Source organism: Streptococcus sp. HF-1907, from assembly GCF_015594605.1.
Lineage (GTDB): Bacteria > Bacillota > Bacilli > Lactobacillales > Streptococcaceae > Streptococcus.
This window is the reverse complement of sequence record NZ_JADNQT010000014.1, coordinates 19,299-45,697: the sequence shown is the minus strand read 5'-3', so window position 1 is coordinate 45,697 and position 26,399 is coordinate 19,299. Positions and strand designations below refer to the sequence as shown.

General features: G+C 42.9%; 27 protein-coding genes and 2 pseudogenes. 26 read left to right on the top strand and 3 right to left on the bottom strand.

The window, feature by feature from the left end:
- Positions 1–5: 5 nt before the first annotated feature.
- From IYQ92_RS08040 to IYQ92_RS07995, 9 genes and pseudogenes are all read left to right on the top strand, one after another.
- Positions 6–452, top strand: a complete 447-nt coding sequence (locus IYQ92_RS08040) for an ASCH domain-containing protein (protein WP_195676174.1) — start codon at positions 6–8, stop codon at positions 450–452.
- A 336-nt stretch (positions 453–788) separates the two neighbouring features.
- The gene (locus tag IYQ92_RS08035) at positions 789–1,751 is read left to right on the top strand and encodes a Gfo/Idh/MocA family protein (protein WP_195676173.1); all 963 of its coding nucleotides are present in this window, start codon (positions 789–791) and stop codon (positions 1,749–1,751) included.
- A 1,321-nt stretch (positions 1,752–3,072) separates the two neighbouring features.
- Positions 3,073–4,602: pseudogene (locus IYQ92_RS08030) on the top strand (adhesin).
- 722 nt (positions 4,603–5,324) lie between these two features.
- Positions 5,325–5,687: pseudogene (locus IYQ92_RS10645) on the top strand (VOC family protein); the annotation flags it as partial.
- Between the two features lie 16 nt (positions 5,688–5,703).
- Entirely contained in the window at positions 5,704–6,120 is a 417-nt protein-coding gene (locus IYQ92_RS08015) for a VOC family protein (protein WP_195676170.1), read from the top strand.
- A 121-nt stretch (positions 6,121–6,241) separates the two neighbouring features.
- Entirely contained in the window at positions 6,242–7,621 is a 1,380-nt protein-coding gene (gene glmU / locus IYQ92_RS08010) for a bifunctional UDP-N-acetylglucosamine diphosphorylase/glucosamine-1-phosphate N-acetyltransferase GlmU (protein ID WP_195676169.1), read from the top strand.
- A gap of 20 nt (positions 7,622–7,641) precedes the next feature.
- The gene (locus tag IYQ92_RS08005) at positions 7,642–8,196 is read left to right on the top strand and encodes an NUDIX domain-containing protein (RefSeq protein WP_195676168.1); all 555 of its coding nucleotides are present in this window, start codon (positions 7,642–7,644) and stop codon (positions 8,194–8,196) included.
- Entirely contained in the window at positions 8,196–8,492 is a 297-nt protein-coding gene (macP, locus tag IYQ92_RS08000; RefSeq protein WP_195676167.1) for a cell wall synthase accessory phosphoprotein MacP, read from the top strand. The genes IYQ92_RS08005 and macP overlap by 1 nt, the downstream gene beginning before the upstream one ends.
- Before the next feature lie 8 nt (positions 8,493–8,500).
- Positions 8,501–9,193 (top strand): 5'-methylthioadenosine/adenosylhomocysteine nucleosidase, encoded by a 693-nt coding sequence (locus tag IYQ92_RS07995; protein ID WP_195676166.1) that lies wholly within the window; start codon positions 8,501–8,503, stop codon positions 9,191–9,193.
- Positions 9,194–9,242: 49 nt separating this feature from the next.
- Here the strand turns inward: IYQ92_RS07995 and IYQ92_RS07990 are convergent, their stop codons facing one another.
- Positions 9,243–9,890, bottom strand: coding sequence for a metal-dependent transcriptional regulator (locus IYQ92_RS07990; RefSeq protein WP_195676165.1), 648 nt, complete (start codon positions 9,888–9,890; stop codon positions 9,243–9,245).
- Between the two features lie 156 nt (positions 9,891–10,046).
- Between IYQ92_RS07990 and IYQ92_RS07985 the strand changes: the two genes are divergently transcribed.
- From IYQ92_RS07985 to IYQ92_RS07975, 3 genes are read left to right on the top strand one after another with little or no spacing between them, the layout of a single operon-like run.
- Entirely contained in the window at positions 10,047–10,973 is a 927-nt protein-coding gene (locus IYQ92_RS07985; protein ID WP_195676164.1) for a metal ABC transporter substrate-binding protein, read from the top strand.
- Between the two features lie 13 nt (positions 10,974–10,986).
- Positions 10,987–11,709, top strand: a complete 723-nt coding sequence (locus IYQ92_RS07980) for a metal ABC transporter ATP-binding protein (RefSeq protein WP_195676163.1) — start codon at positions 10,987–10,989, stop codon at positions 11,707–11,709.
- Positions 11,706–12,515 carry a metal ABC transporter permease gene (locus IYQ92_RS07975; RefSeq protein WP_195676162.1) on the top strand — a complete coding sequence of 270 codons (810 nt, stop codon included), beginning with the start codon at positions 11,706–11,708 and terminating at the stop codon, positions 12,513–12,515. The genes IYQ92_RS07980 and IYQ92_RS07975 overlap by 4 nt, the downstream gene beginning before the upstream one ends.
- A 36-nt stretch (positions 12,516–12,551) precedes the next feature.
- Here the strand turns inward: IYQ92_RS07975 and IYQ92_RS07970 are convergent, their stop codons facing one another.
- The gene (locus IYQ92_RS07970; protein ID WP_195676161.1) at positions 12,552–13,358 is read right to left on the bottom strand and encodes a peptidylprolyl isomerase; all 807 of its coding nucleotides are present in this window, start codon (positions 13,356–13,358) and stop codon (positions 12,552–12,554) included.
- A 191-nt stretch (positions 13,359–13,549) separates the two neighbouring features.
- On the opposite strand from IYQ92_RS07970, the gene IYQ92_RS07965 reads away from it, so the two are divergent.
- On the top strand, positions 13,550–15,922 hold the full coding sequence (locus IYQ92_RS07965; protein WP_195676160.1) for a DNA translocase FtsK: 2,373 nt from the start codon (positions 13,550–13,552) through the stop codon (positions 15,920–15,922).
- A 116-nt stretch (positions 15,923–16,038) separates the two neighbouring features.
- Positions 16,039–17,760, top strand: coding sequence for an aminodeoxychorismate synthase component I (gene pabB, locus IYQ92_RS07960; protein ID WP_195676159.1), 1,722 nt, complete (start codon positions 16,039–16,041; stop codon positions 17,758–17,760).
- Between the two features lie 46 nt (positions 17,761–17,806).
- Here pabB and IYQ92_RS07955 read toward each other — a convergent pair whose 3' ends face one another.
- Positions 17,807–18,157: a DUF3397 family protein gene (locus tag IYQ92_RS07955; protein ID WP_195676158.1), complete on the bottom strand. Its 351-nt coding sequence runs from the start codon at positions 18,155–18,157 to the stop codon at positions 17,807–17,809.
- Positions 18,158–18,329: 172 nt separating this feature from the next.
- Between IYQ92_RS07955 and rplK the strand changes: the two genes are divergently transcribed.
- The 12 genes from rplK (at position 18,330) to era (ending at position 26,376) form a co-directional block, all read left to right on the top strand.
- Positions 18,330–18,755 (top strand): 50S ribosomal protein L11, encoded by a 426-nt coding sequence (gene rplK, locus IYQ92_RS07950; protein WP_195676157.1) that lies wholly within the window; start codon positions 18,330–18,332, stop codon positions 18,753–18,755.
- 102 nt (positions 18,756–18,857) lie between these two features.
- The gene (gene rplA / locus IYQ92_RS07945; RefSeq protein WP_195676156.1) at positions 18,858–19,547 is read left to right on the top strand and encodes a 50S ribosomal protein L1; all 690 of its coding nucleotides are present in this window, start codon (positions 18,858–18,860) and stop codon (positions 19,545–19,547) included.
- Between the two features lie 115 nt (positions 19,548–19,662).
- Positions 19,663–20,391 carry a UMP kinase gene (gene pyrH / locus IYQ92_RS07940; RefSeq protein ID WP_195676155.1) on the top strand — a complete coding sequence of 243 codons (729 nt, stop codon included), beginning with the start codon at positions 19,663–19,665 and terminating at the stop codon, positions 20,389–20,391.
- Positions 20,392–20,408: 17 nt separating this feature from the next.
- Positions 20,409–20,966 carry a ribosome recycling factor gene (gene frr, locus IYQ92_RS07935; protein ID WP_195676154.1) on the top strand — a complete coding sequence of 186 codons (558 nt, stop codon included), beginning with the start codon at positions 20,409–20,411 and terminating at the stop codon, positions 20,964–20,966.
- Between the two features lie 108 nt (positions 20,967–21,074).
- Positions 21,075–21,929, top strand: coding sequence for an RNA-binding virulence regulatory protein CvfB (gene cvfB, locus IYQ92_RS07930; protein ID WP_195676153.1), 855 nt, complete (start codon positions 21,075–21,077; stop codon positions 21,927–21,929).
- 78 nt (positions 21,930–22,007) lie between these two features.
- On the top strand, positions 22,008–22,517 hold the full coding sequence (gene msrA, locus IYQ92_RS07925) for a peptide-methionine (S)-S-oxide reductase MsrA (protein WP_195676185.1): 510 nt from the start codon (positions 22,008–22,010) through the stop codon (positions 22,515–22,517).
- Positions 22,514–22,729, top strand: a complete 216-nt coding sequence (locus IYQ92_RS07920) for a YozE family protein (RefSeq protein WP_195676152.1) — start codon at positions 22,514–22,516, stop codon at positions 22,727–22,729. Before msrA ends, IYQ92_RS07920 begins: the two co-directional genes overlap by 4 nt.
- 570 nt (positions 22,730–23,299) lie before the next feature.
- Positions 23,300–24,280, top strand: coding sequence for a PhoH family protein (locus tag IYQ92_RS07915; protein ID WP_195676184.1), 981 nt, complete (start codon positions 23,300–23,302; stop codon positions 24,278–24,280).
- 36 nt (positions 24,281–24,316) lie between these two features.
- The gene (locus tag IYQ92_RS07910; RefSeq protein WP_195676151.1) at positions 24,317–24,472 is read left to right on the top strand and encodes a hypothetical protein; all 156 of its coding nucleotides are present in this window, start codon (positions 24,317–24,319) and stop codon (positions 24,470–24,472) included.
- Between the two features lie 89 nt (positions 24,473–24,561).
- A complete protein-coding gene (gene ybeY, locus IYQ92_RS07905; RefSeq protein WP_195676150.1) occupies positions 24,562–25,059 on the top strand; it encodes an rRNA maturation RNase YbeY in 498 nt (165 codons plus the stop codon).
- A complete protein-coding gene (gene dagK / locus IYQ92_RS07900) occupies positions 25,040–25,441 on the top strand; it encodes a diacylglycerol kinase (protein ID WP_195676149.1) in 402 nt (133 codons plus the stop codon). The genes ybeY and dagK overlap by 20 nt, the downstream gene beginning before the upstream one ends.
- A gap of 35 nt (positions 25,442–25,476) precedes the next feature.
- The gene (era, locus tag IYQ92_RS07895) at positions 25,477–26,376 is read left to right on the top strand and encodes a GTPase Era (RefSeq protein WP_195676148.1); all 900 of its coding nucleotides are present in this window, start codon (positions 25,477–25,479) and stop codon (positions 26,374–26,376) included.
- The last annotated feature ends 23 nt before the right edge of the window (positions 26,377–26,399 follow it).

The window sequence follows — 26,399 nt, the reverse complement described above, 5'->3', positions numbered from 1 at the left end:
AGAACATGACAGCAGAAGAAATGTGGGAACAATTCCTAGAATTACACCCAGAAGTCACTCAAGAGATGGACGCTTGGGCATTCGGTGCGGAGCCTGACCAGCTGGCTCAGTTGGTTTTGGAAGGCATTAAAACAGCAACAGCGTCAGCCTATAATTTGTACGAAGTAGACAAAGAGCCACTTCCAGAAGTCGGCACTTACGATGTGGTCTTAGATAGTCACGATAAGGCTATCTGTATCATCCAAATTAAGAAGGTCTCTGTCGTCCCTTTCAATCAAGTCTCAGCTGACCATGCCTTCAAAGAAGGTGAGGGAGACCGAAGTCTAGCTTGGTGGCGAGACATTCATCAGCAACTCTTTACCCAATGGTTTGAAGAGTGCGGTCTGACCTTCACGGAAGACTCAAAAATCGTTTTAGAAGAATTTGAAGTAGTTTATCCTAAAAATTGCTAAAGGCTTTCAAAAGCTTTATAATGAGAGTAGATAAAGGGGTGGCGACTATGCTCATCACATTAGTCTATTCCATTTTCAGTTTGATTTGCTTGGTTGCCTTGGTTTATTTTATTGCGAATTGGATTCGAAGTCTAAGTAATCCAATCAACTGTGAGCTTGAGAGACTATGAGGAGGCTATCGTATGGCTTTTCCTGCTATCATTTTCGTATGGATTTTGTTAATGGCTCCGCTAGCCCTGATTTACCTGGCTATTTAAGTTGATTAAGTGTATTTGATAAGGGTCACTAAAAGCCTAGGTATCTAGGCTTTTCTCACATTACCACAAAGGAGAAGATATGAAACTAGCGCTACTTGGCACGGGTATGATTGTCAAAGAGGTCTTGCCTGTTTTGCAGAAGATTGACGGTATTGAGGCGACAGCCATTTTATCGACGCCTCGCAGTATTGAGACGGCAAGAGAGCTGGCTGCCACTTATGGGCTCGGTCTTGCGACAAGCGATTACAAGGAGATTTTGGCCAGCAATCAGGTGGACACGGTTTACGTTGGTCTGCCCAACCACCTGCATTATGATTACGCCAAAAGAGCTCTTGAGGCGGGCAAGCATGTTATCTGCGAGAAGCCTTCCACGCTCAGGGCGGCAGAGTTGGAGAATTTGGTGGCAATAGCAGATCAGCGCCAGCTATTTCTCCTAGAAGCCATCACCAACCAGCACCTGCCTAATTTCCACTATATCAAGGAACATCTGGATCAGCTTGGGGACATCAAAATCGTCGAGTGCAATTATTCTCAATACAGCTCGCGCTATGACAACTTCAAGCAAGGAATTATCGCGCCAGCTTTCAACCCAGAAATGGGTGGCGGTGCCCTCCGAGACCTCAATATCTACAACATCCACTTGGTTGTGGGGCTGTTTGGCAAGCCAGAGACAGCCACTTACCTACCAAATATGGAGCGCGGTGTGGACACGTCGGGTATGCTGGTCATGGACTACGGCAACTTCAAGTGCGTCTGTATCGGTGCCAAGGATTGCAGCGCAGAGATTAAGTCCACTATCCAGGGCAATAAAGGGTCTATCGCTGTCAATGGTGCGCCTAACAGCTTGCCTTCTGTCAGCTTGATGCTGAACGGCAAGGACAAGGAGACGCATGACTTCAACAGGGGCAAACACCGCATGCAGAACGAATTTCAAGCCTTTCAGGACATTATGGCAAAGCAAGACTTGGTGCGTGCTAAGGAACTTTTGGAGCATAGCCGAGCTGTCATGCAAGTTTTGGATATGGCTGTCAGCAGTATATAGAAAAGAGGGCGACCTCTTTTTTATTTGTCTTCTACTCTTCACAAAGCCTGCTGTTAAAACTTATGACGGGTAGTAATAAAGTTTCAGCAGACCGTCAAAATTTCTGATGAGTAGAATTAGGGTTGCGAGAGTTTTTCAGCACTGCTGACGAGTATTTTCTACCGAGCGAGAAGGTTTCAGCACTGCTGACGGTGATTTTCCAACGGGCGAGAAGATTTCAACACTGCTGACGGCTATTTTCCAACGAGCGACAAAGCGTTAGAGCCTCGGAATGACCATTTTTCAAATAGCGCCAAGTTGTCGTAGCCCCTGACAGGTTATTGTTCGAGTGGCACCAAGTTGTCATAGCCTTTGACGGTTGTTGATGATAATGCGACATTGTAGACATTTTTTAAATGTGTCAGTAGTCAACTTGTAGCAGATTTCAAACAGCTTTACGTGGTCTGTTTGACCTAATCAAAACCTCAATTTAGAAAATTTAGATTCGCTTTTAGGTTTCTTTAAGGAAGGCTTCGTATACTATAGTCATCCTAAAACTTTTCTTTTTCATAAAATCTCCGAGATAAGTCCTTGAGTAGTAGCAAGGGCTTATCTTTTTGTATGCAGATTAGACAATTTTTAAATAAGGCAGTAGCCAACTTGTAGCAGATTTCAAACGGCTTTACGTGGCCTGTTTGACCTAATCAAAACCTCAATTTAGAAAATTTAGATTCGCTTTTAGGTTTCTTTAAGGAAGACTTCGTATACTATAGTCATCCTAAAACTTTTCTTTTTCATAAATCTCCGAGATAAGTCCTTGAGTAGTAGCGAGGGCTTATCTTTTTGTGTTTAGTGATAACAGTTGAGAAGAAACGTTCGATTGTACAAGTGCCATTAGTTAGATAGACTAGGGTGCAAACTTAGAGTTAACTTTTCACTGAAGGCAAGCTTCGGTATCCGTATCTGTAAGCAACTAAAGTTGCAACAGCTACGTATCATAGCAGTGGCTACTAGTCATCTTTTCACGGCTCCGCCGTTCAATCTGACAGTAGCTGTTGCATACGTATTCGTACGACCTAAAGGTCTACGAATACGGTATAATCTCCAGAAGGGGCACCGAGTAATAGCGGTGCTCTTTCTTTTGCGTGCGAGAGCATTTACTAAAAGACAAGTGTCTTTGTATGCAGACTAGACAGCTTCTGAAATATTCAACTGCTTTCCACATGACCAGCGGATTTTCATTCCTGCTATTCTGCTTTAAGGTCTTCTTAAGCAATGTCTAAGTTTCGTTTAAGTCTTGGTTTTTATACTGTGGCTAACTAAACATGAAGGAAGTGAGCTTATGGCTAGAAAATATGCGATGCGTGGCATGATGACTTTGTTGACAGTTGCAACCCTGTCGGCGGCGGTTGTAGCACCAGTGGCGGTAGTCTTTGCGGAGGATACGACCCAAGTTTCACCAGAAGGAGGGGGCTTTGGTGGTGGTGCGGATACGCAATCCTATGATTATACTGGGACATATAGCGGCGCTCTGACAGCTGATGGAGCCAGTCAAACCTCAAGCGACAGTATCTCGTCAACGACCTCTAGTCAAAATGCGGCCTTGGTTCAAAATGCAGGAACATTGACTTTAAAGAATGCAACCTTCACCAAGTCAGGTGATGTTGATGATGCGGATGCTGCCAATTTTTATGGGATTAACTCTATTATTTTAGTGGTCAATGCTAATTCAAAGGTCTATGTATCTAATAGCAAGTTGACGGCTGACAGTGCGGGTAGCAATGGGATTTTTGCGACAGATTCAGCGACTGTTTATGCCAACAAGACAAGTATTGCAACCACTGCGGACAACTCTCGTGGCCTAGATGCGACCTACGGCGGGACCATTATTGCCAATAAAATGACCATCTCAACCAAGGGTGACCATAGCGCGGCTTTGGCGACTGACCGTGGCGGCGGTAATGTGTCTCTGACAAATTCAACCATCAAAACGGCGGGTTCGGGTTCACCTCTGATTTATTCAACGGGTGATATTGAAGTGGATAATGTCACAGGAACAACCTCTGCCAGTCAGATTGCTGGGATGGAAGGGCTCAACACTATTCTCATTAACAATTCCAAACTGACTAGCACCAATATGGGGACAACGGGTAGTGACCCTGTTGCCAACGGTGTCATCCTCTATCAATCAACGTCGGGTGACGCTGAGACGACGACTGGCAGCACAGCCCTTTTCCAAGCAACTAATTCCACTCTGAAGAGTGGAATCAGCTCAGGCGCCATGTTCTACATGACCAACACCACAGCCAATGTGGTACTGAAAAACACCAAGGTTGACTATGACAGTTCAAAAGCTAATCTTATGACCATCGCTGGGAATGACTCCAATAGTTGGGGAACGGCAGGCAGCAATGGCGCCAAAATTACCTTTACAGGCATCAAGCAGACCTTGAAGGGAAATATTGAGGTAGATAGTATCAGTAGTCTAGACTATTATCTTTTGAAGGGCTCAACCTACACTGGTGCTACCTCTATCACGACCAACTAAGTCAATACCTCAGCTAGCGCCAGCCCCATTACCATAAGTATTGACAAGAGCTCAAAATGGGTGGTGACAGGTGACTCGACGGTGTCTAATCTTAATGTGGCTAAGGGTGCCAAGGTTGTGGATAGCAAGGGCAAGACGGTGACGATTGTGGCTAATGGGCAAACGGTGGTTAAGGGGACAAGTTCTTACACGTTGACCGTGACGGGTACTTACTCGACTAAGATGACGACTAGCGATAGTAACAAGGTAAGCAGTAAAACCATCGACCGCACGGCTTTTGATAAGCAGTTCAAGACCAGCACGACCTATAGAAGTAATGCTTAAAGGCAAAGTGGGTTAAGGCTTGTTTAACTTCCACTTAAGACCCTCTTAAGCTAATTCTTTTAGACTTAAATCATAGGAATAACTAATAACTGACAAAATGATGTAAGGAGAAAAACAATGATGACTAAAAAAGTAATGATTGGTATTGCAACCGTAATGACGATGGCGACTTTGATTGGTGTCTTACAGCATCAAAGACAATAATAGTTGCGACTCTGGTTAAAGTAGCGCCTGCATCTATAGCGACTACTGACCAGGTGACTATCTAGTCTTATAAAAATCAATAGAGACTGAGAGTGGGACAGAAATCGGTAAGACGAAGTCTTCGATTTCGTTGTCCCACCTCCGCACAGTTGAGTAGGTCTCTAAGTGCTGATTTATCAGTGCTTAGATGCCACTCAACAACTGCGACTCACAATTAGTCCGAACAGAAAGTGAAGAGGTTGAGATTTTTGTCTTAACCTTTTTGGTTTTGCCTAACTCTTCTTCTAAGGGCTGTCAATACTATTATCAGCCCTTGTCGCAGTTTTGCAGGAGTCCCTCGCAGTTAGAGACGACGCAAACAAACTGAAAAAAGGAGAGCTTCTCGCAGTCAGTGACAGCTTGCCCTGATTTTGGGAGTCCGTCGTGTTTAGCAGGCTAGCCCAGTTATATTGTCATTGTTTTTCAGGCTTCTGTGTTATACTGTGGGAAAGATATTTTTGAAAGCGAGATTACAGTATATGATTACATCAATCGGTCAGGTCATGCTTTACGTTAATGATGTGGAAGCGGCAGCTCATTTTTGGAAGGAAAAAGCGGGTTTTGAGCGCGTGGAGAAACAGGTGCAAGGGTCCACAAGTGTCCTACATCATAGCTCTCAAGGCTGACATGTTCTTCACGACAAGGAGGAAGTGTCTAAGATGAATCCAGGAATGAACTTGGAGACGCCGTCTATCTTGATGGAAAGTGCCGACGTCGAAGCGACCTACCAAGCTTTTGTGACCAATGGCATCAAGGCTAATCCAGTTATGGACCTTGGTTTCATGAAGGTCTTCAACTTTTGTGATGAGGAAGAAAATTACTTTGCAGTCCGCGAAGTTATAAAAGAAGGGGACTATCATGGTAAAAGCACTAGAAACTTATATCGTCACCAACGGCAATGGAAAAGAAGTGGTTGAATTTTATAAAAACATCTTCAATGCTGAGGTGACTAGCCTCAAGACTTGGAAGGACATGAATCCAAATTGTCCAGTAGAGCACCAAGATATGCTCATCAATGCCCAGTTGGAGTTTGATGGTCTTCGTTTGCAATTATCGGATGAAAATCCAGAGCATACTTTCCAACAAGGCAAGAATATGTCAGTGGCTGCCATTGTTGACTCAATCGAAGAAGCACAAGCTATCTACGACGGACTCAAGGTCAATGCTCAGGAAATCAGTCTGGAATTACAAGAAACCTTCTTCAGCCCAGCCTATGCCAACTTGGTTGACCAGTACGGTGTCATGTGGCAGATTAACACGGAGCTTGGGGAATAAGTCTAATAGTAAGATGGGTCAGTTGCACCCATCTTTTTGCATACCTTCCCTTACTTATGCTAACCTTAAGCATTTGTGGTATAATATAGGGGTTACTATCAAAGAATTAAAGGATATCAAGATGTCAAATTACGCAATTATTTTAGCTGCGGGTAAAGGAACTCGCATGAAATCTGACCTTCCAAAAGTCATGCACAAGGTTGCTGGGCTTACCATGCTTGAGCATGTTTACCGTGCCGTTCAAGCCATTACACCGGCTAAAACGGTGACGGTTATTGGGCATAAGGCAGAGCTTGTTCGTGAGGTGCTTGGTGACAAGTCTGAATTTGTCATGCAGACAGAGCAACTTGGGACTGGTCACGCCGTCATGATGGCAGAAGATGAGCTAGCTGGTCTTGATGGTCAAACCCTTGTCATCGCTGGGGACACGCCACTCATTACTGGCGACAGCTTGACCAAGCTAGTTGATTTTCACGTTAATCACAAGAATGTCGCAACCATCTTAACAGCGGAAGCTGATGAACCATTTGGCTATGGTCGCATCATCCGCAATGAAAACGATGAAGTGACCAAGATTGTGGAGCAAAAGGACGCCAACGACTTTGAAAAGCAAGTCAAGGAAATCAATACCGGGACTTACCTTTTTGACAACAAACGTCTCTTTGAAGCCCTCAAAAACATCAACACTAACAACGCTCAAGGCGAGTACTATTTGACAGACGTCATCGGTATCTTCAAAGAAGCTGGTGAAAAAGTGGGTGCCTACAAACTTCGCGACTTCGATGAAAGTCTTGGGGTCAATGACCGTGTGGCTTTGGCGACGGCGGAAAAAGTCATGCGTGCGCGTTTGACCAAACAACACATGGTCAACGGTGTGACCTTCGTCAACCCAGACGCGACTTACCTCGATGCGGACGTTGAAATCGGTGAAGAAGCTGTCATCGAAGCTAACGTTACCCTCAAGGGTCAAACTAAAGTCGGTGCTCGGACTGTCCTAACAAACGGGACTTACTTGGTAGATGCCCTTATCGGTGAGGATGCCGTTATCACTAACTCAATGATTGAAGAATCTACTGTTGAAGCTGGCGTGACGGTAGGACCATATGCTCATATTCGCCCAGGTTCAACCCTTGCTAAGGACGTTCACATCGGTAACTTCGTGGAAGTCAAGGGTTCATCTATCGGTGAAAATACCAAGGCTGGTCACTTGACCTATATCGGCAATGCAGAAGTGGGCAGCAACGTCAACTTCGGTGCTGGGACTATCACTGTCAACTACGATGGTCAAAACAAATACAAAACGACTATAGGCAACAACGTCTTTGTCGGCAGCAATTCAACCTTGATTGCACCGCTTGAAATTGGCGACAATGCGCTGACAGCAGCAGGCTCAACCATCACAGAAGATGTCCCAATGGACAGCATTGCTATTGGTCGCGGTCGTCAAGTCAACAAAGAAGGCTATGCGATTAAAAAACCACACCACCCTTCTCAACAATAAATCAATATGAGGTGTGACCTATGGAATTTGAAGAAAAAACCATCAAACGGACGGAGATTTTTGACGGTCATATTTTTAAAGTTGCGGTAGATGATGTCCAACTCCCCAACGGTCTTGGACAGGCTAAACGAGAACTAGTCTTTCACCGCGGAGCGGTAGCAGTACTAGCGGTAACGCCAGAAGGAAAAATCGTCCTCGTCAAGCAATACCGCAAGGCTATTGAAGATATTTCTTATGAGATTCCCGCTGGTAAGTTGGAAAGAGGCGAAGCTGGGTCTGAGCTTGAAGCAGCTGCGCGTGAATTGGAAGAAGAAACGCACTACACAGGCAAACTCGAACTTCTTTACGAATTTTACACCGCTATCGGCTTCTGTAATGAAAAGATTAAGCTCTACCTAGCGACAGACATGGAAAAAGTGGTCAACCCACGCCCGCAGGATGATGATGAGGTGCTGGAACTCTTTGAATTGTCTTACGAGGAGTGCATGGATTTGGTAGCGACAGGCGCCATCAAGGATGCCAAAACCATCATTGCCCTTCAATATTATGGACTCCATCTCGGGGGTAAGGCCTAATGGGAAAGCCTCTGTTGACTGATGAGATTATTGAAAAGGCTAACCGCGGGGAGTTGATGGACGACCAACCTTTGGATAATCAAGAGACCAAAGTCATTGAAGTCGGTGACCGTCCAAGCAAATCTCTCCGAGAACGACTAGCCAGCCATGGTAAAGCCAACAAGGATAAGATGGTTTATAAAAGCCGTCGTATTGAGAATGAAAAGCGCAGTGCCTTTCAGAAAAAACTGAATCTCATATTATTTGTCCTAATCATTTTGGTTGCTCTGCTATTTTACGCCGTCTTTAAACTATGAGGAAACACATGAAAATTGGAATTATTGCTGCAATGGAGCAGGAACTCAAACTCCTTGTGGAACATTTGGAAAACAAAAAAGAGGAAACAGTCCTCTCAAATACTTACTATACTGGAACATTTGCAGGCCATGACTTGGTCTTGGTACAATCTGGTGTCGGCAAAGTCATGTCTGCCATGAGTGTTGCCATTTTGGTGGAAACTTTTGGTGTGGATGCTATCATCAATACTGGCTCAGCTGGCGCGGTAGCAGAAGGGCTTAATATCGGTGACGTAGTGGTTGCTGATAAATTAGTCTATCACGATGTGGATTTGACAGCCTTCGGTTATGACTATGGTCAAATGTCCATGCAGCCACTCTACTTTGAATCGGATGCTAAGTTTGTGGAAACCTTTGAAAAAGTCTTGACTCAGCAATCACTTGCTAGCAAAATCGGTTTGATTGCGACTGGGGATAGCTTTATTGCAGGTCAAGATAAGATTGATGCCATCAAGGGTCATTTCCCACAGGTCCTCGCAGTTGAGATGGAAGGCGCAGCCATTGCCCAAGCAACCCATGCGACTGGCAAACCTTTTATCGTCATCCGTGCCATGAGCGACACAGCAGCCCACGATGCCAACATCACTTTTGATGAATTCATCATCCAAGCAGGCAAACAATCTGCCCAAGTCTTGATGGCATTTTTGAAAGAATTGGCTTAATAGCAATATGAAAAGAGCTGGGAGTTGGTCCTAGCTCTTTTTGTATGCTCTAAATAGGATTAACGTAAATCTGCTCTGCAATGATTTTTGGAATGGTCAATGTCTGATTATCGTAGCTAATGTGATAAGTCTGTGCAAAATCATCAATGGTCAGCAATTCAATCTGACTGTTCATGGCAAGATGGTGTTCTTCAAGGTATTTGAGGAGTTTGAAATCATCATGGACGCGACTAAGCTGGTAGTGCCCGAGCTTCTTGATATTACCCAAGGTCGTCTGATTGATTTCAACCAGCAATTCTCCTTTTGGGGGAATGGTTCCCCCGTGCGGGCAAAATCGTGGAAATCCCAGCATCTGGTCCAAGCGGTCGATGAAGGTAGTTGAGACCGTGTGCTCCAAAACCTCGGCTTCTTCGTGGATATCGTCAGCAGTGTAGTGAAGGTGATTGACTAGAAAAACCTCAATCAGGCGGTGCTTACGATAAAGGTCGGAAACGACCAGAAGTCCCTGCTTGGTCAAATAATAGCCTAGCGTTTTATCTTTGACAATGAGCTCCTCGGCAATCATTTTTTTAATCATTTCAGAAACAGCTGGCGCTGAAACCTGCATCATTTCAGCGATTTTTTTATTAGAAATTTTGCCATTTTGTTCACCGAGCTCGTGAATACATTTTAAATAATCTTCTTTATTTGGGGTCATGAGTTCTCTTTCTTAGCATTCAAAATTATTGTCAAAAACTATTATAGCAAAAAAATATAAAAGTGATTGACAGAAACACAGAGATGGGTTATACTAACTTTAAAATTAAGTGAACTTAATTAATTTTATAAATAAGATTAACAAAGGAGAATTTTTATGAAAAAATGGCTAGCGCTCTTGACTTGCGCCTTGTTGGCAGTTGGTCTTGTAGCTTGTTCAAGTAAAGCTAAACAAGCTTCTAGCGAGAAGTTGAAGGTGGTCGTGACCAATTCCATTTTGGCAGATATGACCAAAAGGATTGCAGGAAATAAGATTGACCTGCATAGCATTGTCCCAATCGGACAAGACCCTCACGAATATGAACCGCTTCCGGAGGATATTCAGAAAACGACAGATGCCGATGTCGTCTTTTACAACGGTATCAATTTGGAAACTGGTGGGAATGCCTGGTTTACCAAACTTATCAAAAATGCTCAAAAAGTGAAAAATAAAGATTATTTTGCGGTCAGCGATGGCGTTGATGTCATCTACCTAGAAGGTCAAAATAAAAAGGGCAAGGAAGACCCTCACGCCTGGTTAAATCTTGAAAATGGGATTATCTATGCTAAGAATATCGCAAAAATATTGATTGCTAAGGACCCTAAAAATAAAGCCTTTTATGCTAAAAACCGAGATGCCTACGTGGCAAAACTAGAAAAACTTGACCAAGAAGCAAAAACTAAATTCAAGGCTATTCCAGCGGATAAGAAATTGATTGTCACAAGCGAAGGCTGTTTCAAGTATTTTTCAAAAGCCTACGGCGTCCCATCTGCCTACATCTGGGAAATCAACACTGAAGAAGAGGGGACACCAGACCAAATTACCCGTCTTGTCCAACAATTAAAAACGACAAAGCCATCAGCACTTTTCGTCGAATCCAGTGTTAATAAACGTCCGATGAAATCAGTTGCCAAAGAGACAGGCATTCCAATCTACGCTGAAATTTTCACAGATTCTATCGCTAAAAAAGGAAAGCCGGGCGACAGCTATTACGCCATGATGAAATGGAATTTGGATAAGATTGCTGAAGGTTTGAGCAAATAAAGAGGGGAAAGCTATGTTAGCAACAAATCATCTGACCGTCACTTATGGTCAAAAAACAGTTTTAGACGATGTCAGCCTATCGCTGGAAGGTCCGATGTTAATGGGGATTCTTGGTCCAAATGGTGCTGGAAAATCAACCCTACTAAAAGCTTTGATAGGTTTGGTACCCTGTTCAGGACGGATTTATTTAGACAACCAAGAAACGAATTTACTCGGAAAAGTTGCTTATGTTGAACAAAAAAGCCACATCGACTATCATTTTCCGATTACCGTCCGAGAATGTGTATCGCTGGGTCGTTATAAGGCGGTCGGTTTGTTTAAGCACTTGACATCATCCGATTGGCAAAAAGTAGATCAGGTGATTGAGCAACTCCAATTAACAGCTTTTCAGGATCACCCCATCAGTCAATTATCAGGTGGACAGTTCCAACGAATGTTGGTTGCCCGCTGCCTAGTCCAAGAAGCAGATATTATTTTTCTAGACGAACCTTTTGTAGGCATTGATGCCACGAGTGAACAGTTGATTGTGGATTTATTGTGGGACTTGAGGAAGGCAGGTAAGACGATTTTGGTAGTCCATCACGACCTCAACAAAGTCAGTCATTATTTTGACCAGGTGATGCTGCTAAACCAAAAGCTAATTGCCTGTGGTTCGACCCCAGAGATTTTTACCAAGTCCAATCTTAAGAAAACTTATGGCTCTGCCATTTTCTTAGACGAGGAGGTAGCACAATGACCAAGTTTTTAGACGGTTTATTGCAGTATCATTTCTTGCAAAATGCCCTAGTGACCGGAGTTGTCATCGGTGTTGTCGCAGGAGCTGTCGGCTGTTTCATTATTTTGCGCTCCATGTCGCTGATGGGCGATGCCATTTCCCATGCAGTTTTGCCCGGAGTTGCCCTATCCTACATTTTGGGGCTCAACTTTTTTATCGGTGCCATCATTTTTGGTCTCCTAGCCTCGACAATCATCACCTACATCAAGGAGAACAGCATCATCAAGGGTGACACTGCTATCGGCATTACCTTCTCTAGCTTCCTAGCCCTCGGCGTCATCCTCATCGGCCTAGCTCAAAGTTCAACCGATCTCTTTCATATTCTTTTTGGCAATATCTTAGCGGTGCAAGATGTTGACAAGTACGTGACTATTGCCATCTCAGGGATGGTTCTGATTTTGATTAAAGTCTTCTATAAAGAACTCCAGCTGACCTCTTTTGACCCCGTCCTAGCAAAATCAATGGGCATTAAGGTGACCTTCTATCATTATTTACTCATGACTTTGCTGACACTGGTCTCTGTGACAGCCATGCAGAGCGTGGGAACGATTTTGATTGTGGCTCTTCTGATAACGCCAGCAGCGACAGCCTATCTATTTGTCAAAAAACTAAACCAAATGATTTTCTTGTCGTCTAGCATTGGAGCCTTGGTATCGATTGTAGGTATCTATCTCGGTTACACTTTTAACCTAGCTGTGGGCTCAAGTATTGTCCTGACCTCGGCTCTGCTATTTGGCATCTGCTTTATCTACAAAAAATGGGCATAAGAAAACCATCAGTCGTCTCGGCTGATGGTTTTACTGCTACTTGCTGAAATCATAATCCTTAACAATTTCAATAGATTTAATGGTGATGTCCTCTTTGGGTTTGTCGGAATCGTCAGTCGCAACAGAAGCGATGCTATCAACAATATCCATGCCAGAGATGACTTGTCCAAAGACCGTGTAGTCACCGTCTAGACTAGGATTTCCTCCCTTGGCATAGGCCTTGATAATGGCTGACGGAGTCGTTGAACTTGACAAATTACTAGATTGGTCAGCGCTATTTTGGTTGATGAAGAATTGGCTACCGTTGGTGTCCGTGCCAGCATTTGCCATAGCTAGGGCGCCACGAATGTTATAGAGATAAGGTGAAATTTCGTTTTTGAAACCATTTCCTGAATCAATCTTTTTATTTTTGCCGTTCCAAATGGATTTTCCGCCGGTTCCATCACCGTTTGGGTCGCCAGATTGAATCATGAAATTTTTGATGACACGGTGGAAGGTCAGGTTACTGTAGTAACCGTCTTTAGCGTGTGTCAAGAAATTTTCAACAGCTAGCGGAGCGTATTTTGGGAAAAGTTTGATGGTAATATCACCCTTGGAAGTGTTCAAAATGACTTCAGCTTCATTTTTCCCAACCTTGTCGCTAAGTTGGGGAAAGGCGGAACTGTTAGCTTTGAGGACTTTGGCAAGTGTCTTTTGAGACTGACCACTAGCTGCAGAACTAGAGCTAGCTGCGATTTTGGCATCAACGTAATCATCACCTTTGAGAGCGCGCTCAACCGATTCGCAACCAGTCAGAGCAGTCAATGACACGACAGCAAGACCAAGATAAATAAGTTTTTTCATGTTGTCTCCTAAATAATTGTCTTTACAAGATTTCATTTTACCATAAAAGCGCAAGCCATGTCTTAAAGCAAAAGGAAAATTAGGGTACTGACTGAATTTATGTTAAAATAGAGGAGCACGATATTTTATAGAAAGTGGGGAAAGGTGCCTCTGAGACTTGATTTCGACAGTCATCAGTAGATGCAGAACCTATGGCTACAAAGAAAAAAACAAGAAAAAAAGGAAGTAAGACACGGCGTCCAAGCAAGGCTGACCTGGAAAAACAAGCAGCCTTTCAGCGGATGGTGACGACCTTTATCATCACGGCAATTCTCTTTATTGCCATCATTCGTCTGGGCTTATTTGGCATCACGGTTTATAATGTTGTTCGTTTGCTGGTTGGAAGTTTAGCTTACCTAGCTATGTTTGCGATTATTTTTTATCTCTTTGGTTTTAAATGGCTGCGCCAGAAAGAGGGTCTGATTTCAGGATTTATCATCTTATTCTGGGGACTTTTGATTGAGTGGCACGCCTATCTTTTTTCATCGTCGGCTTACCACAATCAGGAAGTTTTTAGCAGAACCATTCAGCTTATTTTGCAAGATTTGACTCAGTTTAAGGTGACGACTTTTGTGGGTGGGGGTCTCCTTGGAGCGCTACTCTACAAACCAGTTGCCTTCCTCTTTTCAAATGTCGGCTCCTTCTTCATTGGCCTCCTCTTGATATCTCTGGGGATTTTTCTGATGAGTACTTGGGATGTTTACGATGTGGTTGATTTTGCAAAAAAAATATGGCAGAGCCTTACCAGCAAGTACGAAGCCAGCAAAAAAGCACGATTTGCCAAACGCGAAATGCGCAAGGCTATCGCTGAGCAAGAACGCTTAGAGCGTGAAAAAGCAGAGGAAGAAGCCTACTTGGCATCAGTCAAAGTCGACCCAGAAACGGGTGAAATTTTAGAAGATGAACCAGAAGTGGCAGCAGACCCAGTCATTGCAAGCTCAGAACCAGAAATCGTTGGCTACGACGAACCAACAGACTTACCTGACGAATCTGAACCAATCAATTCAGAGCCTGAAGAAGTGGTTTTTGATATGGATGACGATTTGTCGGGAGACGACGAGGTGACTGTTGACTTCAATCCCAAGACCAACCTCCTCTACAAGCTACCAAGCATTGATTTATTTGTCCCTGACAAACCTAAAAATCAATCCAAGGAAAAGAGCTTGGTTCGCAAAAATATCAAGGTTTTAGAAGATACCTTCAAGAGCTTTGGTATCGACGTCAAGGTTGAGCGAGCGGAGATTGGACCGTCAGTTACCAAGTATGAAATAAAGCCTGCCGTTGGTGTTCGTGTCAACCGCATTTCCAATCTAGCTGATGATTTGGCACTGGCTCTTGCTGCAAAGGATGTTCGTATCGAAGCACCGATTCCTGGAAAATCTCTGGTTGGTATCGAAGTCCCCAACTCAGAAATTGCCACCGTTTCCTTCCGCGAACTTTGGGAGCAATCCAATACAGACCCTGAAAAACTACTGGAAGTGCCACTAGGAAAAGCTGTCAATGGTACCGCCCGCTCTTTCAACCTTGCTAGGATGCCTCATTTGCTTGTGGCAGGTTCGACCGGCTCAGGGAAATCAGTTGCTGTCAATGGCATTATTTCCAGCATCTTGATGAAGGCTCGTCCAGACCAGGTCAAATTCCTCATGGTTGACCCTAAGATGGTGGAGTTGTCTGTCTATAATGATATCCCGCACCTATTGATTCCAGTAGTGACCAATCCGCGTAAAGCCAGCAAGGCACTTCAAAAAGTCGTAGACGAAATGGAAAACCGTTACGAACTTTTTAGCCACGTCGGTGTTCGAAACATCGAAGGTTTTAACGCTAAAGTAGAGGAATTCAATGCCCAATCCAATGAGAAACAAATCCCATTACCGCTCATTGTCGTTATCGTTGATGAGTTGGCGGACTTGATGATGGTTGCCAGCAAGGAAGTTGAAGATGCCATCATTCGTCTCGGGCAAAAGGCGCGTGCTGCCGGCATTCATATGATTTTAGCAACGCAGCGCCCATCTGTTGACGTTATTTCGGGGCTGATTAAGGCCAATGTTCCGTCTCGTATTGCCTTTGCCGTATCCAGCGGTACCGATAGCCGTACTATTCTCGATGAAAATGGTGCTGAAAAGTTGCTTGGTCGAGGGGACATGCTCTTCAAGCCCATTGATGAGAACCACCCCGTCCGACTGCAAGGATCTTTCATCTCAGATGATGATGTTGAACGCATCGTGACCTTTATCAAGAACCAGTCTGATGCGGACTATGACGAGAGTTTCGACCCAGGAGAGGTTTCCGAGTCTGATGCTTCTGGTGGAAATAGCGGAGCTTCTGAGGGAGACCCACTCTTTAACGACGCAAAAGCCTTGGTACTTGAAACTCAAAAAGCTAGCGCTTCAATGATTCAGCGCCGACTTTCTGTCGGCTTCAACCGTGCCACACGACTCATGGAAGAATTAGAAGCAGCAGGCGTCATCGGACCAGCCGAAGGCACTAAACCCCGCAAAGTCCTAATAACCAATACGACAGAATAATAAAAAGAAAGTTCAGCAATGAATTTTCTTTTTTAGTGTTTGCAATAAATATCTGTCCACCCTACAAAGGGGGAGCTTGGTATGTTATACTGTAAAAAAAGAATAAGGAAATCAGTATGCATATTGAAACAGTTATTGATTTTAAAGATTTGGGGCAACGTTTACGTTTTACCCAACCAATAAAGGAACTGATTGCTAAGGAACTTAATCAGGTAGAGGCAGTTTTGCAGGCTGTTAATGACTATCAGGCTAAGGGTTTCTATGTTGTCGGTTATGTGTCCTACGAGGCAGCGTCAGCTTTTGACAGTCATTTTCAGGTGTCCAGCCATCGTTTGGCAGGCGAATACCTAGCTTATTTTACGGTGCATGACCAAGTTCAGACAGAAGACTTTCCTCTAACTTATGCACCGGTAGATTTACCCAATCAGTGGAAACCTAATATTTCTAAAGAAAGATATGACGAGGCTATTGCAGACATCAAGTCTCAGATTCGGCAAGGCAATACCTATCAAGTGAATTACACATTGGAATTGAGCCAGCGTTTTAGGGCTGATGCTTGGAAAATTTATCAGCGTCTAATGGTGGAGCAGGGAGCAGGCTACAATGCTTACATTGCCTACGATGATAAGCGGATTTTATCTGTCAGTCCGGAGCTTTTTTTCAAACGTTTTGGCAATACCTTAGTGACTCGTCCAATGAAGGGAACGACTGCCAGGAAACCGCAATTCAAGGCAGATTTGGAGGCAAAAGCTTGGCTAGCGGCTGATTTCAAAAATCGCGCTGAAAATATGATGATTGTGGATTTACTTCGTAATGATATGGGACGTATTTGCCGTACGGGGACTGTCAAGGTTTGCAAACTTTGTGATGTTGAACAATATCGAACCGTCTGGCAAATGACCTCGACAATCGAGGGAGAGCTGGACCCATCAACCAGTCTACTTCAAATTTTTCAAGCGCTATTTCCTTGTGGTTCAATTACTGGTGCTCCAAAGATTTCAATCATGGCCATTATCAATCGCTTGGAAGAACGGCCACGTGGCATTTATTGTGGGACAATTGGGATTTGTTTGCCAAATGGCAGAGCTATTTTCAATGTTTCTATCAGGACTCTTCAAATGCGGGAGGATCAAGCATATTATGGTGTAGGTGGAGGAATTACTTGGGACAGTCAAGCGGGAGACGAGTATGAAGAAACGCGGCAAAAATCTGCTGTTCTTACGCAAGTTTCCCCACTATTTGAACTCATCACAACAGCAAAAGTCGAAAAAGGTCAGATAAAATTCTACAATGAACACCTCAAACGATTAAAAGAAGCTGCACAGTATTATGACTATCCCTACCACCAAGCTACCCTAGAAGACCAACTCTCGAAGCTCTTAAGAAACTTGGAACAAGAGACTTATCGTCTTAAAATAAATTTGACAAAATCAGGAAAATTCATTTTGGACTGCCAGATATTAGAAGACTTACCAAAAAGTTTTCAAAAAGTTATCCTCGTCAAACAAGAGGATAAGGACAGTCAGTCTGCTTTTGCCTACTTTAAAACGAGTTATCGTCCCCATCGTCAACCTGCTCAACAAGAGCAGATTTATCACCTATCAGATGGACGTCTGACAGAGACCAGTATTGGGAACTTGGTGCTTGAAGTAGATGGTGAGTGGGTAACACCGCCTGTTTCTCTTGGACTATTAGATGGCATTTATCGCCGACACCTCTTAGAAACAGGAAAAGTTACTGAACGTGTTTTGACTCTTGATGACTTAAAAGCGGCGACAGCCGTCTATGCTTGTAATGCCCTTCGAGGCCTCTATCCCTTGACCTTACCAAAAGAATAGCTCGGCTATTTTCAAAATAAAAAATCGTCCGTGACATTGCGGACGATTATTTGCTAATAAAAATGAAAATGGTTAACACCAGATAAGAAATCACGGTTAAAATAAATCCAATGCGCCAAAATAATTTGATAAATCTGCGGTAGGTGAAAAATTGTCCCTTGCGTGTGATTTGAAAAATCAGAATCAGGGTCAGCAGTGATAAGAGAATAAAGTAGATAGGCAGAAATCCTTGAATTTGAAATTTTTTAATCATCAAAAAAGCCTCAAAAGCATAAAGCGGGAATGCTAAATCAGTGAAAAGCAGCCCAAATCGCTTGAGTTCAAAGAGTTTAATCAAAATTTGTGCAAAAAATGGTGTCAGTACGAGAAATAGGATTGCAATAATTTTATACATCATAGCTTTATTTTATAATGAAAGCGCAGAGATGTAAACTTTTTTTAAAAGAAAAGATAAAATCCTTGATTTCTTAAAATAATAAGGTATAATAGTTGAGTATGCTAAATGGCATACCTGTGGGAGGTAAAAATATTGAGTTACCGCCAAAACCACAACAGGAGGATTTTTTAAAATGGCTAAAAAAGTCGAAAAACTTGTAAAACTTCAAATTCCTGCTGGTAAAGCAACTCCAGCTCCACCAGTTGGACCAGCTCTTGGTCAAGCAGGTATCAACATCATGGGATTCACAAAAGAATTTAACGCTCGTACAGCTGACCAAGCTGGTATGATCATCCCGGTTGTTATCTCAGTTTATGAAGATAAATCATTCGATTTCATTACAAAAACACCACCAGCTGCTGTTCTTTTGAAAAAAGCTGCAGGTGTTGAAAAAGGATCAGGTACACCTAACACAACTAAAGTTGCAACAGTTACTCGTGCACAAGTACAAGAAATTGCTGAAACTAAAATGCCAGATTTGAACGCTGCAAACATTGAGTCTGCAATGCGTATGATCGAAGGTACTGCTCGTTCTATGGGATTCACTGTTACTGACTAATCAGCAACACCCACATAACCCGCAAGACTTCATCGTTTCCGATGAGTGACGTGGGAGATTTTAAATCAAATCGATTGACCACATTACAAGGAGAAAATTAAAATGGCTAAAAAAAGTAAAAACTTACGTGCTGCTCTTGAAAAAATCGACAGCACAAAAGCATACAGCGTAGAAGAAGCTGTTGCTCTTGCAAAAGAAACTAACTTTGCGAAATTTGACGCAACTGTAGAAGTTTCATACAAACTTAACATCGACGTTAAAAAAGCTGACCAACAAATCCGTGGCGCTATGGTATTGCCAGCAGGTACTGGTAAAACTTCTCGCGTTCTTGTTTTCGCTCGTGGTGCTAAAGCTGAAGAAGCTAAAGCAGCTGGCGCAGACTTCGTTGGTGAAGATGACTTGGTACAAAAAATCCAAGGTGGATGGCTTGACTTTGATGTTGTTATCGCAACACCAGATATGATGGCACTTGTTGGACGTCTTGGACGTGTCCTTGGACCACGTAACTTGATGCCAAACCCTAAAACTGGTACAGTAACTATGGATGTTACTAAAGCAGTTCAAGAGTCTAAAGGTGGCAAAATCACTTACCGTGCTGACAAAGCAGGTAACGTTCAAGCTCTTATTGGTAAAGTTTCATTCGATGCTGATAAATTGATTGAAAACTTCAAAGCATTCAACGATGTTATCGTTAAAGCTAAACCAGCTACAGCGAAAGGTACATACATCACAAACCTTTCAATCACAACTACACAAGGTGTTGGTATCAAAGTAGATCCAAACTCATTTTAATTAGTAGTTACAACCGCTTCTTCGGAAGTGGTTTTTTCTATTTCAGGAGGATTTATACTAGGTAAATTGTTCTAAATATGGTAAAATAGATAGGATAAAATAAGGAGTAAAAGTGATGGAACCTAAATATCGTCGTATTTTAATTAAGTTATCAGGTGAAGCCTTGGCTGGTGAAAAAGGTGTGGGGATTGATTTGCCAACCGTTCAAGCTATAGCTAAAGAAATTGCTGAAGTACATAGTTCAGGTGTTCAGATTGCTCTTGTTATCGGTGGCGGTAACCTCTGGCGTGGTGAGCCGGCAGCTGCTGCGGGTATGGATCGTGTTCAGGCGGACTACACTGGAATGCTTGGAACAGTTATGAACGCTCTTGTAATGGCTGACAGCCTTCAACAATATGGTGTGGATACCCGTGTTCAAACTGCTATCCCAATGCAAAATGTGGCTGAACCTTACATCCGTGGGCGTGCCCTTCGTCACCTTGAAAAAAATCGTATCGTTGTCTTTGGTGCAGGAATTGGTTCACCTTACTTTTCAACAGATACAACAGCTGCCCTTCGTGCAGCTGAAATAGAAGCTGACGCTATCTTGATGGCGAAAAATGGCGTTGATGGGGTTTACAATGCCGATCCTAAGAAAGATGCCAACGCTGTCAAATTTGATGAATTGACACACGTTGAAGTTATCAAACGTGGTCTCAAAATCATGGATGCAACAGCTTCAACATTATCAATGGATAACGATATTGACCTTGTTGTCTTCAACATGAATGAACCAGGAAATATCAAACGTGTTGTCTTCGGTGAACAAATCGGTACAACCGTTTCAAACAAAGTATCTGAATAAGGAGAATTTCTGACATTATGGCAAACGCAATTGTAACAAAAGCAATCGAACGTTTCGAACAATCACATCAAAGCTTGGCGCGTGAATTTGCGTCTATTCGTGCAGGTCGTGCTAACGCAAGTCTTTTGGATCGTATCCAAGTTGAATACTACGGAGCACCAACACCTCTTAACCAATTGGCTTCTATCACTGTTCCAGAAGCACGTGTTCTATTGATTTCACCATTTGACAAATCATCAATCAAGGATATCGAACGTGCCATCAACGAATCTGACCTTGGTATCAACCCAGCTAATGATGGTTCTGTAATCCGCTTGGTTATCCCAGCTCTTACGGAAGAAACTCGTAAAGACTTAGCCAAAGAAGTGAAAAAAGTTGGCGAAAACTCAAAAATCGCTATCCGTAACATCCGTCGTGATGCCATGGATGAAGCTAAAAAACAAGAGAAAGATAAAGAAATCACTGAGGATGAATTGAAATCTCTTGAAAAAGATATCCAAAAAGCAACAGATGATGCTGTAAAACATATCGATCAAATGACAGCAAATAAAGAAAAAGAATTGCTCGAAGTTTAATCTAACCAATAAGAAGTACAAAAAGATGGGGGTGACTAATCAATCAAAACCAGAAGGATTTGTGTTGATGGTCCCTCCATTTTTTTAATGTAATAGAAAAGAGAATAAATGAACGAATTACTAGCAACCTTCCTGACAGGAATGGTAACCGATGAGAACAAGGATTTTTACTTTGTTCAAAAAGATGGGACGACTTTTGCCCTTGCTAAATCAGAAGGTCAACACCAAGTTGGCGATATGATTAAAGGCTTCGCCTACACAGATATGCATCAAAAAGCTCGTTTGACGACTATCAATGTGACAGCTACACGCTCAACATACGGTTGGGGTGTGGTAGCAGATGTCCGTAAGGATTTAGGCATCTTTGTCGATACTGGTCTTCCTGATAAGCAAATCGTCGTATCACTGGATGTCCTTCCAGAAATGAAAGAATTGTGGCCCAAAAAAGATGATAAACTTTATGTTCGTCTTGATGTGGATAAGAAAGACCGTATTTGGGCCATTCCAGCAGAGCCAGAAGTTTTTCAAAAAATGGCAGGTCCAGCTTACAATAATATGCAAAACCAAAACTGGTCAGCTATTGTTTACCGCTTGAAACTTTCTGGAACCTTCGTCTACCTACCAGAAAATAATATGCTGGGCTTCATTCACCCAAGCGAACGCTATAATGAGCCACGTTTGGGACAGGTTCTCAATGCACGTGTCATTGGATTCCGTGAGGTTGACCGTACCCTAAATTTGTCATTGAAACCACGCTCATTTGAAATGTTAGAAAATGACGCTCAAATGATTTTGACTTATCTTGAAAACAACGGTGGCTTTATGACTTTGAACGATAAATCATCACCAGCTGACATCAAGGCGACCTTCGGTATCTCAAAAGGTCAATTTAAAAAAGCGCTTGGTGGCTTGATGAAAGCTAAGAAAATCAAGCAAGACCAGTTTGGAACTGAATTGTTGTAATTTTATGATAGGAGCTAGTAGTTTTCAACTGGCTCCTTTTCTGTTACAATATTAGGAAAGTTAGGAGGACGTCAGATGATGGAAAGAGCGATTTTTGCAGGTGGTTGTTTCTGGTGTATGGTACAACCTTTTGAGGAACAAGACGGCATTGAGTCTGTTTTATCGGGCTATACAGGTGGTCATGTTCCCAATCCGACCTACGAGCAGGTTTGTAGCAAGACCACTGGTCACACTGAGGCGGTTGAGATTATCTTTGACCCTGAAAAAATTTCCTACGCTGATTTGGTGGAGATTTACTGGGCACAGACTGACCCGACTGATGCTTTTGGGCAATTTGAAGACCGTGGCGACAACTACCGTCCAGTGATTTTTTACGAGACAGAGGCGCAACGCCAAATAGCAGAGCAGTCAAAAGATAATTTACAAGCTTCTGGGCGCTTCGACAGACCTATCGTGACCAGCATAGAACCGTCCGCGCCTTTCTACCCAGCAGAGGACTATCATCAAGCCTTCTACAGAACCAATCCACAACGTTATGCTATCAGCAGTGCAAAACGTCATCAATTTTTAGAGGAGAATTGGCAGTGAGAAAATCATTTTATACCTGGCTCATGACCCAGCGCAATCCCAAGTCAAATGAACCAGCCGCTATCTTAGCAGACCACGTTTTTGAGGAGACAACTTTTCCAAAGCACAGTTCAAATTTTGAAACCGTTAGCCGATATTTAGAAGACGAGGCTAGCTTTTCATTTAATTTGAGTGAATTTGATAAGATTTGGGAAGATTATCTGGCACATTAAGAAAAACAAAGAGGAAGAAGATAAGGTTAGCGATTAGACTACTTGTCATAATCCTTATCACACTAGTTATCCAATAGTTGATTGTATGAAACGACTAAAAATTCAAAGCAGATTCAGCAGATAGAAATAAAAATAATGCTACAGATGATTGGTGTTCGGTTTTGTTTTTGGTGCAGTAATTGGAGGTTGGTTAGGAAGAATCCTTTTAGTTGACAGTCCTATCTTAGCCCTACGATAAGGTTTTACAGGCATGAAAAATACCATCGTAGGCCTACAATAACCTTTTGCAGACCTGCAAACACCCATCGTAGGGCTACGGGACTACTTTGCAGACTTGCAAAAACTATTTGTAGGGCTACAAATCCAATTTTCACACGTGCAAAAAGCATTTGTAGGGCTACGAGACTATTTTGCAGGCTTGTAAAAGACAATTGTAGGCCTACGAGAACCTTCTGCAAACGTTCAAGACTTATTTGTAGGGGGACGAAAGGGTATAAAAAAGGATACATTCCCCATCTTAGGGGATTTTTTGTTATAATAAACTAGATTAAGACAGAAAAGAGAATGAATTTGCAAGAATTTTCAAGAGAAATTGCTTTACAACATCCTGATGATATGATGAGCTTGTTTGGGTCAAATGAGCGTCATCTTAAATTGATTGAAGAAAATTTGGGTGTTATTATTCATGCTCGGACAGAGCGCGTGCAGATTTTAGGGGATACCGAAGAAGATGTCGAACTGGCTCGTATCACCATTCAAGCCCTTTTAGTTCTTGTTGGGCGTGGCATGATTGTTAATACTTCTGATGTAGTAACGGCGCTTTCCATGGTTAAAAATGGCACCATTGACAAGTTTGTTGCCCTTTATGAGGAAGAAATTATCAAGGACAGTTACGGTAAGCCTATTCGTGTCAAAACTTTGGGACAAAAAGTCTATGTGGACAGCGTTAAAAATCACGACGTGGTCTTTGGTATTGGTCCAGCAGGTACCGGTAAAACTTTCCTTGCGGTGACTTTGGCAGTAACTGCTCTTAAACGCGGTCAGGTTAAGCGCATTATTTTAACGCGCCCAGCTGTTGAAGCTGGAGAGAGCCTTGGTTTCTTGCCAGGTGACTTGAAAGAAAAGGTTGACCCTTACCTTCGCCCTGTTTACGATGCCCTTTATCAGATTCTTGGTAAGGAGCAGACCACTCGTCTCATGGAGCGTGAGATTATTGAGATTGCCCCTTTGGCTTATATGCGTGGGCGTACGCTTGATGATGCCTTTGTCATTTTAGATGAAGCGCAAAATACGACTATCATGCAGATGAAAATGTTCTTGACGCGTCTTGGTTTCAATTCTAAGATGATTGTCAATGGTGATATTAGTCAAATTGACTTGCCACGTAACGTTAAGTCAGGTCTCATTGATGCGACTGAAAAATTGAAAAACATTAAACAGATTGACTTCATTTATTTGTCAGCTAAGGATGTGATTCGTCACCCTGTCGTTGCAGAGATTATTAATGCTTATGAGGGAGAAGGACAAGAATCAGTATCCCGAAGGGATTGATTCTGTCGTCCTTCCCCCGCAAGGCTGACTAGAATAGTGACGAGCTGTCAAACAGCGAAGTCAATCTTCAGTCAGCTACTGCGTTATGACAGCGCCAGCGATTTTCCTAAGGAAAAAGCAGAGCAGAAGTCGGGTTTAACCTCTTATGAGGTGATTGATCAACCTGCGAAATCAGATGATTCAAAAGACTAGAGTCAAGGGAGTAAGCGCTAGCTTTCGCTCCCTTTTTGCGTGTTCTTATGGTATAATAAGATAAATCAAGTTAACGAAAGAAGAAAACTATGTACGTAGAAATGATTGATGAAACGGGTCAAGTTTCAGAAGAAATTAAAAAGCAGACGCTAGATTTATTAGACTTTGCAGCGCAAAAAACGGGGAAAGAAAACAAAGAAATGGCTGTGACCTTTGTCACCAATGAGCGCAGCCATGAACTTAACCTTGAATACCGTGACACTGACCGTCCGACAGATGTGATTAGCTTGGAGTACAAGCCTGAAATGGACATCGCTTTTGACGAGGACGATTTGGCGGACAATCCAGAACTTGCTGAAATGATGGACGAATTTGATAGCTATATCGGTGAGCTTTTCATTTCCATTGATAAGGCGCGCGAGCAGGCAGAAGAATACGGACATTCTTTCGAACGTGAAATGGGCTTCTTAGCGGTGCATGGTTTCTTGCACGTTAACGGTTATGACCACTACACGCCAGAAGAAGAAAAAGAAATGTTCACTCTACAGGAAGAGATTTTGACCGCCTATGGCCTCACACGACAATAATCAAAAGAAATGGAAGAACCGTGACTTGGTTTCCAGCATGGAATTTGCCATCACGGGAATTGTGACCGCCTTTAAGGAGGAGCGTAACTTACGCAAACACGCGGTCTCAGCCCTTTTAGCCCTCTTTGCGGGATTGATTTTTCAAGTCTCAGTGGTTGAGTGGCTCTTCCTCCTCCTCAGTATAATCTTAGTAATCACTTTCGAAATTGTTAATTCTGCCATTGAAAATGTGGTGGATTTGGCCAGTGATTATCACTTTTCCATGTTGGCGAAAAACGCTAAAGACATGGCAGCTGGCGCTGTTTTGGTCGTGTCCAGCTTTGCCCTATTGACAGGTCTGATTATCTTTATTCCAAAGATTTGGGCCTTAGTTTTTGGGTAATAGCAGAGCTATTTAGAAAATAAAACGGAGAACAAATGACTTTTAAATCAGGTTTCGTAGCCATCCTTGGTCGTCCAAATGTTGGAAAATCAACATTTTTGAATCATGTCATGGGGCAGAAAATTGCCATCATGTCAGACAAAGCACAAACAACACGTAACAAAATCATGGGGATTTATACGACTGAGACTGAACAAATCGTCTTCATCGACACCCCTGGTATTCACAAACCTAAGACTGCTCTTGGTGATTTCATGGTGGAATCAGCTTACAGCACCCTCCGCGAAGTGGAAACCGTCCTTTTCATGGTGCCTGCTGATGAAAAACGCGGTAAAGGTGACGATATGATTATCGAACGCCTTAAAGCAGCGAAAATTCCAGTTATCTTGGTTATCAATAAAATCGATAAAGTCCACCCAGACCAACTCTTGGAACAAATCGATGATTTCCGTAGTCAAATGGATTTCAAAGAAGTGGTGCCTATTTCTGCCCTTCAAGGAAATAACGTTGAGACCCTTATCAACATCTTGAAAGACAACTTGGAAGAAGGTTTCCAATATTTCCCAGAAGACCAAATCACTGACCACCCAGAACGTTTCTTGGTGTCAGAAATGATTCGTGAAAAAATCCTTAAGTTGACTGAGCAGGAAGTGCCTCACTCCGTTGCGGTTATCGTTGATTCTATGAAGCGTGATCCAGAGACGGACAAGGTGCATATCCGTGCAACGATCATGGTAGAACGCGACAGCCAAAAAGGTATCATCATCGGTAAACAAGGTGCCATGCTCAAGAAAATCGGTAAAATGGCTCGCCGTGACATCGAAATCATGCTAGGGGACAAGGTTTACCTGGAAACTTGGGTTAAGGTCAAGAAAAATTGGCGCGATAAAAAGCTGGACCTAGCTGACTTTGGTTATAACGAGAAGGAATATTAATCTTTGAAGCTGGGCCATGCTCA

What these genes read in the sequence shown, in the direction of transcription:
- pyrH (WP_195676155.1), top strand. Translation starts at nt 19,663, where the DNA reads ATGGAACCTAAATATCGTCGTATTTTAATTAAGTTATCAGGTGAAGCC.
- dagK (WP_195676149.1), top strand. Translation starts at nt 25,040, where the DNA reads ATGGCCTCACACGACAATAATCAAAAGAAATGGAAGAACCGTGACTTG.
- pabB (WP_195676159.1), top strand. Translation starts at nt 16,039, where the DNA reads ATGCATATTGAAACAGTTATTGATTTTAAAGATTTGGGGCAACGTTTA.
- IYQ92_RS08040 (WP_195676174.1), top strand. Translation starts at nt 6, where the DNA reads ATGACAGCAGAAGAAATGTGGGAACAATTCCTAGAATTACACCCAGAA.
- rplA (WP_195676156.1), top strand. Translation starts at nt 18,858, where the DNA reads ATGGCTAAAAAAAGTAAAAACTTACGTGCTGCTCTTGAAAAAATCGAC.
- glmU (WP_195676169.1), top strand. Translation starts at nt 6,242, where the DNA reads ATGTCAAATTACGCAATTATTTTAGCTGCGGGTAAAGGAACTCGCATG.
- IYQ92_RS07955 (WP_195676158.1), bottom strand. Translation starts at nt 18,157, where the DNA reads ATGATGTATAAAATTATTGCAATCCTATTTCTCGTACTGACACCATTT.
- IYQ92_RS07995 (WP_195676166.1), top strand. Translation starts at nt 8,501, where the DNA reads ATGAAAATTGGAATTATTGCTGCAATGGAGCAGGAACTCAAACTCCTT.
- IYQ92_RS07965 (WP_195676160.1), top strand. Translation starts at nt 13,550, where the DNA reads ATGGCTACAAAGAAAAAAACAAGAAAAAAAGGAAGTAAGACACGGCGT.
- cvfB (WP_195676153.1), top strand. Translation starts at nt 21,075, where the DNA reads ATGAACGAATTACTAGCAACCTTCCTGACAGGAATGGTAACCGATGAG.
- era (WP_195676148.1), top strand. Translation starts at nt 25,477, where the DNA reads ATGACTTTTAAATCAGGTTTCGTAGCCATCCTTGGTCGTCCAAATGTT.
- macP (WP_195676167.1), top strand. Translation starts at nt 8,196, where the DNA reads ATGGGAAAGCCTCTGTTGACTGATGAGATTATTGAAAAGGCTAACCGC.
- IYQ92_RS08015 (WP_195676170.1), top strand. Translation starts at nt 5,704, where the DNA reads ATGGTAAAAGCACTAGAAACTTATATCGTCACCAACGGCAATGGAAAA.
- IYQ92_RS08035 (WP_195676173.1), top strand. Translation starts at nt 789, where the DNA reads ATGAAACTAGCGCTACTTGGCACGGGTATGATTGTCAAAGAGGTCTTG.
- ybeY (WP_195676150.1), top strand. Translation starts at nt 24,562, where the DNA reads ATGTACGTAGAAATGATTGATGAAACGGGTCAAGTTTCAGAAGAAATT.
- frr (WP_195676154.1), top strand. Translation starts at nt 20,409, where the DNA reads ATGGCAAACGCAATTGTAACAAAAGCAATCGAACGTTTCGAACAATCA.
- IYQ92_RS07985 (WP_195676164.1), top strand. Translation starts at nt 10,047, where the DNA reads ATGAAAAAATGGCTAGCGCTCTTGACTTGCGCCTTGTTGGCAGTTGGT.
- IYQ92_RS08005 (WP_195676168.1), top strand. Translation starts at nt 7,642, where the DNA reads ATGGAATTTGAAGAAAAAACCATCAAACGGACGGAGATTTTTGACGGT.
- IYQ92_RS07970 (WP_195676161.1), bottom strand. Translation starts at nt 13,358, where the DNA reads ATGAAAAAACTTATTTATCTTGGTCTTGCTGTCGTGTCATTGACTGCT.
- IYQ92_RS07975 (WP_195676162.1), top strand. Translation starts at nt 11,706, where the DNA reads ATGACCAAGTTTTTAGACGGTTTATTGCAGTATCATTTCTTGCAAAAT.
- msrA (WP_195676185.1), top strand. Translation starts at nt 22,008, where the DNA reads ATGGAAAGAGCGATTTTTGCAGGTGGTTGTTTCTGGTGTATGGTACAA.
- IYQ92_RS07990 (WP_195676165.1), bottom strand. Translation starts at nt 9,890, where the DNA reads ATGACCCCAAATAAAGAAGATTATTTAAAATGTATTCACGAGCTCGGT.
- rplK (WP_195676157.1), top strand. Translation starts at nt 18,330, where the DNA reads ATGGCTAAAAAAGTCGAAAAACTTGTAAAACTTCAAATTCCTGCTGGT.
- IYQ92_RS07980 (WP_195676163.1), top strand. Translation starts at nt 10,987, where the DNA reads ATGTTAGCAACAAATCATCTGACCGTCACTTATGGTCAAAAAACAGTT.